The organism is Skermanella sp., assembly GCF_059503625.1.
Genome location: NZ_JCACHA010000881.1, coordinates 1 through 7,927, shown reverse-complemented (window position 1 = coordinate 7,927; position 7,927 = coordinate 1). Strand labels below are relative to the sequence as shown.

The following is a 7,927-nucleotide window of genomic DNA, read 5'->3' as shown; positions in this document are numbered from 1 at the left end:
CCTGAAGCGCCGTCGGATCGTTCGGATCGGCTCCGGCGATGGCGCCGAGGATTGCGCCCGCGTCCGCCGCCGTCCGCGCCATCGGGCCGACATGGTCCAGTGAATCGGCAAGCGGGAACACGCCATGGCGGCTGACCCGTCCCCAGGTCGGCTTGACGCCCGTCAGGCCGCAGGTGGCGGAGGGGAAGCGGATCGAGCCGCCCGTGTCGGAGCCGAGCGATCCGTAGCAAAGTCCCGCCGCCGTCGCGACGCCCGACCCGGTCGAGGACGATCCGACCCAATAGCCCGTGTTCCAGGGATTGAGCGGCGCCTGATCGTCGGGGTGGTGACTGGTATAGGCGCCTTCGGTCATCTTGAGCTTGCCGAGCGTGACGGCTCCGGCCTGTTCCAGCCGGTCGACCACCGTCGCGTTGTAGGGAGGCGTGAACTCCCTGTGCATCCTCGTGCCGCCGGCGCTGGGGCTGAAAGTCGTATAGCAGAGATCTTTAAGGGCAAGCGGCACGCCGTGCAGCGGACCGCGCCAGATGCCCTTGGCGATCTCGGCCTCCGCCGTCTTCGCCCGGTCCATCGCCCGGTCGGCAAGCACCGCCGCATAGCTGTGATAGCGGCTGTCGAGTTCGCCGATGCGGTCGAGCATGGCGCCGGTGACTTCGACCGGCGAGACTTCGCGGCGCCGGATGCGCTCCGACACGACGGTCAGGGGTTCATAGTGCAGGCTGGTGGACGTCAATGCTTTCTCCTTGGCGCTTATGAACCTGGGCGCTTACGAACCTGGGTGCTTACGAACCTGGGCGCTCATGTTTTCCAGGTTGACCGGTCTTGTCAGAAGCAATGGTGCGTTTCGACCGTCCGTTCCACGACAGCGGCCGTCCTGATCACGCTGGCCTCGTCGAAGGCCGCTCCCGCGATCTGGAATCCGATGGGCAAACCGTTGCGGTCGTAGCCGCAGGGCAGGCTGATCGCCGGAAGACCCAGCAGGTTCCAGGGATAGGTGAACCGCCACGACGTCTCCAGCACGCTTTCACGCTTGCCGCCGAGTTCGACTTCGCGCTGGCCCGAGCGCCACGCCGTCAGCGGCATCGTCGGGCCGACGACGACGTCGGCATCGGCGAAGACCGGGAGGAACTTCTCCGCCAGCATCGTGCGGTAGCGTTCCGCCTGGAGGTAGTCGGATGCGGTGACGAGCCGTCCCATCTCGACCAGCAGGCGGACGTCTTCCTGATAGGCCGATGTCCTGCCCGCCATCAAATGATGGAGATGGTAGGAGGTCGAGGACGCCAGTTCGATCGCGAAGATGGCGCCCAGGCCATAGGCCAGTTCCGGCACTTCGAACTCGACCACCTCGGTGCCCTGTGCCGCGAGGCTGGAGATCGTCGCTTCGACGGATGCTGCGACTTCGTCGTCCAGCGCCTCGAAGAAGTGATTGCGGCAGACGCCGACCCGCAGCCCGGAAGCCCCGGCGGTAAGGGCGGGCCGGAGGTCGGTCGGTGGTTCGTTCGCTGAACCGGCATCCGCCGGATCGTATCCGGACATGACATCGACCAGCAGCGCCGCGTCGGCGACGTTGCGGGTAAGCGGGCCGGCGTGGTCGAGCGACCAGCTATGGGGAACGATGCCGGAGCGCCCGATCCGGCCGAAGGTCGGCTTGATGCCGACCGTGCCGCAGAGGCTGGCCGGGATGCGGATCGAACCGCCGGTGTCGGACCCGAGCGCCGCCATGGCGAACCCGGCGGCGACCGCTATGCCCGAGCCGCCGCTGGAGCCGCCCGGCACCCTGTCGGTGTCGAACGGGTTGCGGGCCGGCGGCGTTTCCATGCCCCAGGCGAACTCGTGCATCCTGGTCTTGCCGAGCAGGATGGCGCCGGCTTCGCGAAGCTTGCGGACCGCCGCCCCTTCCGTGTTGGGGAACTCGACCGTGGCTTCGGTGCCGGCCCGCGTCGGCATATCAGCCGTCAGGTAGTTGTCCTTGATCGCCAGCGGGATGCCGTGGAGCGGGCCTGCGATGCGCCCTTCCCTGGCGGCGGCTTCCAGGGACTTGGCCTGATCCAGGGCGTCGGACGCGATGTGGACGAAGGCGTGGAGGTCGCCGTCCTTCTCGGCGATGCGGTCGAGATAGGCCGTCGTCAGTTCGACGGGGGAGAGCGCGCCGGTCCGGATCGCGTCCGCGACTTCCCGGATCGGCTGGTGCATGGCGTCTTCTGCACGCATCAGCGTGGCTCCTTCCGCATTGGGCGGAACACGACCGCCGGATGGCGGTCGCCCAACTCAAGGCCGCGCAGCTTTTCGATCTCGCGGGAGATCACCTTGAAGGCCTCGCGGACTTCGGACAGGCGTTCCGTTGCGATCAGCGTTTCGGGGTCCGCAGGGTTCTCCGTCATGAGGTTCTCCGTCATGGCTTGGCGCTCCCTCCGCCCGCCGGCCGGTCGGGCGGCGACAGCAGCAGGAGGTCCATCACTTCAGGGGGAAACGCGCTGCCGCCGTCGCGTTTGGGCATCCCGGCGATGAAGGGAAGCAGCTGCGCCTTGGCGACGTCGAAGGTCCGGCGCAGCCGGGGGATCGGATCGGGGTCTTCATCGACCCGGACATCCAGCTTGGCATAAGCCTCCGCACCGAACACGACCAATGCTGCGGACTGGCGGCCCCGCTTGTCGCCGCCCGCCGCCTGGGCGGCTTCAAGGCAGGCCATCAGGCGGTCTTCCAGGGGTTGGCCCGCCGTCTGCCGGAACGTTTCGGCCATGGCGGAGATCACCGGCGCTCCCGTCAGCATGTTGCCCTGCGCCGCGAAGTCCCTGCCCTTCGCTTCGCCGTGCCATGGGGTGCAGTCGGCGCCGGTCCAGGAAGCGGAACCGCCCGACGCGTCCACCACGCCGACTTGCCGAAGATTCGCCTCGCCGTCCTCGGCAAGGGCCTTGTCCAAGGCGGATTGGGCGTCGCTGCCCGCCTGCATGGCGTCCAGGATGCGGACGGCAAGATACGGGTTGACCCAGGACTGGGTGCTGACCGCGCCGACGCCGGCGCGGAGGAAGGGGCAGATCGAACCGACCGCCGGGACGGCGGAGGCGACGGCGACCCCGAACTCGCCGGTGGAAGCGCAGCGGGCGACGATCGAGAAGGTATTCGCTTCGATACTTCTGGTGGGGCTCATCGGTCTGGCTCCTCCGCTTCAGATGCGCAAATGCCGCTCCAGCGTCGCGGCGGTATCGGCGTGGGCCACGTCGCCCTGCTCGACGATCTCGCCGATCTTCAGGATCGCGTAGCGGTCGGCGACGGACAGCGCGAAGGGCAGGTTCTGCTCGACCAGCAGGATCGCCACACCCTTGTCCTGGCTGGTGGAGCGGAGCACCTGGGCCATCCGGTTGACCATGGACGGCTGCAAGCCTTCGGATATCTCGTCGATCAGCATGATCTTCGGGCGGGAGACGAGGCTGCGCGACAGCAGCAGCATCTTCTGCTCGCCGCCGCTGAGCGTGCCGGCCCGTTGCTTGAACCGCTTGGCGATGACCGGGAAGGCCGCTTCGACCTCGCCCATCCTGGCACCCAGCAGACGGTCCTCGGTCACTCCGAGACGTAGGTTTTCCTCGACCGTGAGGTCCTGGAAGATCGCGTATTCCTGCGGGGTATAGGCCAGCGCCTCGCGGGCGTTGAGGTGCGGCGCGCGGTTGGCGATCTCGCTGCCGTCCAGCCGGACCGAACCGCTCTTGGCTCGGATGAAGCCCATGATGGTCTTCAGCAGCGTCGATTTGCCCATGCCGTTCTTGCCGAGGATGACCAGGATCTCGCCCGGCGCTATCGAGAACGACACGTCGCGGACGACGGTCACCGGTCCGTATCCGCTGCTCAATCCCGCGACCCGGAGCCGGGCAACCTGAAGCTCGGCTTCGCCGGCTGCTTTATCGTTCACGCCGCTCATGCCGAGGCCTCCAGATCCTGGCCGGCATAGACGGCCTTGACGAGTTCGGACGAGACGACTTCCTCGACCGTGCCGTCGAGCAGCAGCTTGCCCTGGTGCAGGACGACGATGCGGTTGGAGATTTCGCGGACGAAATCGAGATCGTGCTCGATCAGGAAGATGCAGAGGCCGTATTCCTCGGCCAAGCGCGTTAGAACATGGCCGATCGCGGTCCGCTCGGGCTTGGTCAGGCCAGCCGTCGGCTCGTCCAGCAGCAGGACGCGCGGTTCGGTGGCCAGCACCATCGCCAGTTCCAGGCCGCGCTTCATGCCGTGGGAGAGATAGCGCGTTTCCACGCCCAGCCGCTGGTCCAGGCCGGTGGCGGCCAGGATTTCCAGGGCCGGCTCGGGAAGCGCCACAGTCTCGCTGCGATAGAACGGGCGGGCGCCGTCGATGCGGTAGCGGGCGAGCCGCAGGCAGTCGCCGACGGTCAGGCTGTCGAACAGGCTGGTGTTCTGGAAGCTGCGGCCGACGCCCAGCCCGACGATCTTCTGCGGCGAGCTTCGCCCGATCTCGGTTCCCGCCACCGTGACGGTGCCGCCGGTGCGCTCCGTCCCATTGCTGATGCAGCGCATCAGCGTGGTCTTGCCGGCGCCGTTGGGGCCGACGATGCTGAGCAGCTGGCCCTGTCTGCCCTCGACATCGATGCCGTCCAGCACGGTCAGGCTGCCGTAGCGGCAGGTCAGCCCATCGATCCGGATGGGAGAGGATGCCGATTGGCCGGCTGCGGCTGCGGCTGCGGCTGCGGCGCGCACGCCTGGGGCCGCCGTCAGCCTGATGCCGGAGTCAAGAACCTGCTCGCCACCGCCGGCCCCGCGCGAGCGGTACCGGCGCCAAGCGCCGGTCACCAGCGAGGCGATGCCGTTGGGCAGCAGGATGATGACCGCGACGAAGGTGACGCCGACGATGAAGTTCCACAGGAACGGCAGGTTGCCCGACAAGTAGGAGGAGGTCGCGTCGATGCCGATCGCGCCAAGGATCGGGCCGATCAAGGTTCCGCGTCCGCCCAGCGCCACCCAGATCAGGGATTCCGTGCCCAGTTGGAACCCGGCAAGTTCCGGTGCCACCACGTTGGAGAAGGCCGCGTAGCCGAAGCCGGAGATGGCGGCGATGCCGGCGCAGACGGCGAAGAGGCCCGTCTTTATGCGGGATACCGGGATGCCGAGATAGGCGCAGCGGTCCTCGTTCTCGCGGATCGCGATCAGGATGCGGCCATAGTCGCTGCGCACGAACAGCCACGCGACCGTCGCCGCCACCACCAGGAAGACGCCGGCGATCCAGAACCAGGTGTCGATTTTCCAGTAATACGTGGGAAAGCCGGACAGGCCGCTGCTCGACCCGGTGAACCGTCCGCCCGAGAAGATGACCTGCGTCAGGACGATCGGCAGGGCCAGGGTGACGATCGATGAATAGAGCGGCGAGGCGCCGTGATAGAAGGACAGCAGGCCGGTCAGCCAGGCCGTGACCATCGCGACCGCGATGCCGATGACGAGCGCTCCGATCGCCCAGCCGGCCCCAAAGCCCCAGTGGGTGAAGACCAGCGCGCAGGCGTAGGCCCCGATGCCGAAGAAGGCCGACTGGCCGAAGGTCAGGATGCCGGTATAGCCCCAGATCAGGTCGACCGTCAGCGCCAGGGCCGCCAGAAACAGCGCGCGGGTCAGCACGTTGGTCATGTAGGTGCCGAGATAGAGCGGCGCCGTCGCGACGATGGCGAGGGCGATGGCGGCGCCCAGGATAGTCCGCCAGACCTGTCGCGACGAACGCCGGGTGGCATCCGGCATTCTTCCAGCCGCAGGGATATCAGCCACGGGAGAGTCCTTGAGGTTTGATGCGCAGGATGACGGCCGCGAGCACGACGATGGTGATTCCGCCGATGATGGGACTGACGAAGGTGCTGACCAGGACCTGGGCTCCCCCCAGGACCAGGGAGGCCAGGGCCAGACCCGGAATGGCGATGCCGGAGACGAGCACGAGCATGAACGAATTGACCAGCCAGGGCAGGCCCATGTTGGGATCGACCGACAGCAGCGGCGTGATCAGCGCGCCGGCGGCGCAGGCCAGCGCAGCCCCCAGCCCGAACGTCATGGCGCGCACCCTGATGCTGTCGATGCCGAGGCCGCGCGCGAGGTTCTCGTTCATGATGACGGCGCGGGCGTTGAGACCGAAGCGGGTGAGGTACAGCAGCGCCGTCAGCAGAAGGCCAAGGACGACCGCGACAGCGATCAGGATCAGCCGCCACGACGAGTAGCCGGTGCCGAACAGATCGACCGTTCCGGAAATCGGGCTCTGGGCGAACTGAACTTCCCTGCCGAAGGCGAAGACGATGACCTGCGCTATGATGATGCCGAGGCCCCAGGTCGCCAAGATGGCGTCCAGCGGCCTCGAGTAAAGCGGCCGCACCACCACGCGCTCGACCACGACGCCGAGGACGAACCCGAAGGCGGCGGCGGCCGGTATGGTCAGCCAGGGGCTGAAGCCGTGGGCCGTGACGACGTGGGCGGCGTAACCGCCCACGGTGAGGAAGGCGCCATGGGCGAAGTTGATCAGCTTCATGACGCCGAGGATGATCATCAAGCCGGCGGCCACGATGAAGAGCATCGAGGCCGTCGTCAGGATGTCGAGCAGAAGGATCGCCATCCGGGTTCCGTTTCTTGCCGCATCGGAAGATGAGGCGGGCGGCGGTTCGGGGAGCTGCCCGCCCTCGTGAAACGACGGGTCAGAGGTTAGGGCACTGCTCGCCGGGATCGACGTTCTCGAAGGTCTTGATGACCTCTACGCTGCCGCCGTCCTTGACCTGCCCCAGATACATCGTCAGCGGCGTATGGTGCTGCTTGTTCATCTGGATATTCCCGCGCGGTCCCGTGAAGGACACCTCGGGAAGGGCTTCGATGACGTCTTCGGCGTCGGTCGAGCCGGCTTTCTCGGCGGCGGCCTTGTAGAGATAGATCGCCTCGTACTGGGGGACCGAAAGGTCGTTCGGCGTCTTCAGCTCGGCGCCGAACTTCTTCTGCATCGCGTCGAGGAACTTCTTGTTCTCGGCGCTGGCGATGCCGGTCATGTAGGACTGCGAGATGAACATGCCGGTGGCGTCGGCGCCCATCGTCTTGGCGGTGCCCTCGTCCACGGCGAGGTTGCCGTAGGGGATCTTGATGCCGGCGTTCCGCAACTGCTTGGTCAGGGTGACGTTTGGAGCGCCGCCGGCGGTCGAGGTGATCAGGGCGTCGGGGTTCTTCGATCTCAGGTCGCTGATGATCGAGGTCCAGTCGGAGCCGTCCATCGGCAGGTATTCCTCGCCCAGGACACGGCCGCCCCTCTCCTCGATATACTTGCGGGTGAACTCCAGCATGCCGCGGCCGAAGTTGTAGTCGCTGCCGATCAGGTAGAAGGTCTTGGCCTTCAGCGTATCGGTGAAGTGATCGACGACCGGCTTGACCTGCTGGTCCGGCACCCAGGCGGGGACGAACATGTTGGGGCTGCACGAACGTCCCTCGTAGAAGGACGTGTAGATGAACGGTTTGCCCGCCCGGTTGACGATCGGCAGGCCGGCGTTGCGGGCCGCACTCGTCTCCATCGAGATCAGGACGTCGACGTCGTCCTGGAAGACCAGCGAGTTGAAGGCGCGCTGCGCGCCCTGCGCGCCGCTGCCGTCGTCGGCCACGACCAGTTCCACCTTCTTGCCCAAAATGCCGCCCGCCGCGTTGATCTCGTCGGCCGCGAGCTGGCTGGACTGCACCACCGAGGGCGCCACCACGCTGTTGGCGCCGCTGAGGCCGACGGGGATGCCGATCTTGACGGTGGATTGGGCGGCGGCGCTATTCATCAGCGCGCCCATCAGGGCCAGGGTCCCGAATCCCAGAGTTCCGATACGCTGAAGCGTCTTCATGTTCTTTTCCCTGTTTCGATGGTGGATTTTCTTGGAGGTGTCTCAAGTCTCGTAGGTCGGGTAAAGCGAAGCGGCACCCGACGAGCAGGCGCGTC

General features: G+C 66.8%; 8 protein-coding genes. All 8 read right to left on the bottom strand.

All coding sequences use genetic code 11. The annotated features are described in order from the left end of the window. Positions 1–730: amidase (locus AC5JJ6_RS32105; protein WP_496045943.1), on the bottom strand; the 730-nt coding region annotated here is incomplete at its 3' end. Between the two features lie 92 nt (positions 731–822). Next, on the bottom strand, positions 823–2,208 hold the full coding sequence (locus AC5JJ6_RS32100; protein ID WP_496045942.1) for an amidase: 1,386 nt from the start codon (positions 2,206–2,208) through the stop codon (positions 823–825). Further along, positions 2,208–2,393, bottom strand: coding sequence for a hypothetical protein (locus AC5JJ6_RS32095; protein ID WP_496045941.1), 186 nt, complete (start codon positions 2,391–2,393; stop codon positions 2,208–2,210). Before AC5JJ6_RS32095 ends, AC5JJ6_RS32100 begins: the two co-directional genes overlap by 1 nt. Next, positions 2,390–3,145, bottom strand: a complete 756-nt coding sequence (locus AC5JJ6_RS32090; RefSeq protein WP_496045940.1) for a DUF1028 domain-containing protein — start codon at positions 3,143–3,145, stop codon at positions 2,390–2,392. The genes AC5JJ6_RS32095 and AC5JJ6_RS32090 overlap by 4 nt, the downstream gene beginning before the upstream one ends. Before the next feature lie 18 nt (positions 3,146–3,163). Then, a complete protein-coding gene (locus AC5JJ6_RS32085; protein ID WP_496045939.1) occupies positions 3,164–3,910 on the bottom strand; it encodes an ABC transporter ATP-binding protein in 747 nt (248 codons plus the stop codon). After that, a complete protein-coding gene (locus tag AC5JJ6_RS32080; RefSeq protein ID WP_496045938.1) occupies positions 3,907–5,730 on the bottom strand; it encodes a branched-chain amino acid ABC transporter ATP-binding protein/permease in 1,824 nt (607 codons plus the stop codon). The genes AC5JJ6_RS32085 and AC5JJ6_RS32080 overlap by 4 nt, the downstream gene beginning before the upstream one ends. A gap of 19 nt (positions 5,731–5,749) precedes the next feature. Beyond that, the gene (locus tag AC5JJ6_RS32075) at positions 5,750–6,586 is read right to left on the bottom strand and encodes a branched-chain amino acid ABC transporter permease (protein WP_044432610.1); all 837 of its coding nucleotides are present in this window, start codon (positions 6,584–6,586) and stop codon (positions 5,750–5,752) included. 79 nt (positions 6,587–6,665) lie between these two features. Further along, positions 6,666–7,832 carry a substrate-binding protein gene (locus AC5JJ6_RS32070; protein WP_496045937.1) on the bottom strand — a complete coding sequence of 389 codons (1,167 nt, stop codon included), beginning with the start codon at positions 7,830–7,832 and terminating at the stop codon, positions 6,666–6,668. Between the last annotated feature and the right edge of the window lie 95 nt (positions 7,833–7,927).

Excerpts from the sequence above, each read along its gene's own strand:
- AC5JJ6_RS32100 (WP_496045942.1), bottom strand. The coding sequence starts at position 2,208 with ATGCGTGCAGAAGACGCCATGCACCAGCCGATCCGGGAAGTCGCGGAC.
- AC5JJ6_RS32075 (WP_044432610.1), bottom strand. The coding sequence starts at position 6,586 with ATGGCGATCCTTCTGCTCGACATCCTGACGACGGCCTCGATGCTCTTC.
- AC5JJ6_RS32085 (WP_496045939.1), bottom strand. The coding sequence starts at position 3,910 with ATGAGCGGCGTGAACGATAAAGCAGCCGGCGAAGCCGAGCTTCAGGTT.
- AC5JJ6_RS32090 (WP_496045940.1), bottom strand. The coding sequence starts at position 3,145 with ATGAGCCCCACCAGAAGTATCGAAGCGAATACCTTCTCGATCGTCGCC.
- AC5JJ6_RS32095 (WP_496045941.1), bottom strand. The coding sequence starts at position 2,393 with ATGACGGAGAACCTCATGACGGAGAACCCTGCGGACCCCGAAACGCTG.
- AC5JJ6_RS32080 (WP_496045938.1), bottom strand. The coding sequence starts at position 5,730 with ATGCCGGATGCCACCCGGCGTTCGTCGCGACAGGTCTGGCGGACTATC.
- AC5JJ6_RS32070 (WP_496045937.1), bottom strand. The coding sequence starts at position 7,832 with ATGAAGACGCTTCAGCGTATCGGAACTCTGGGATTCGGGACCCTGGCC.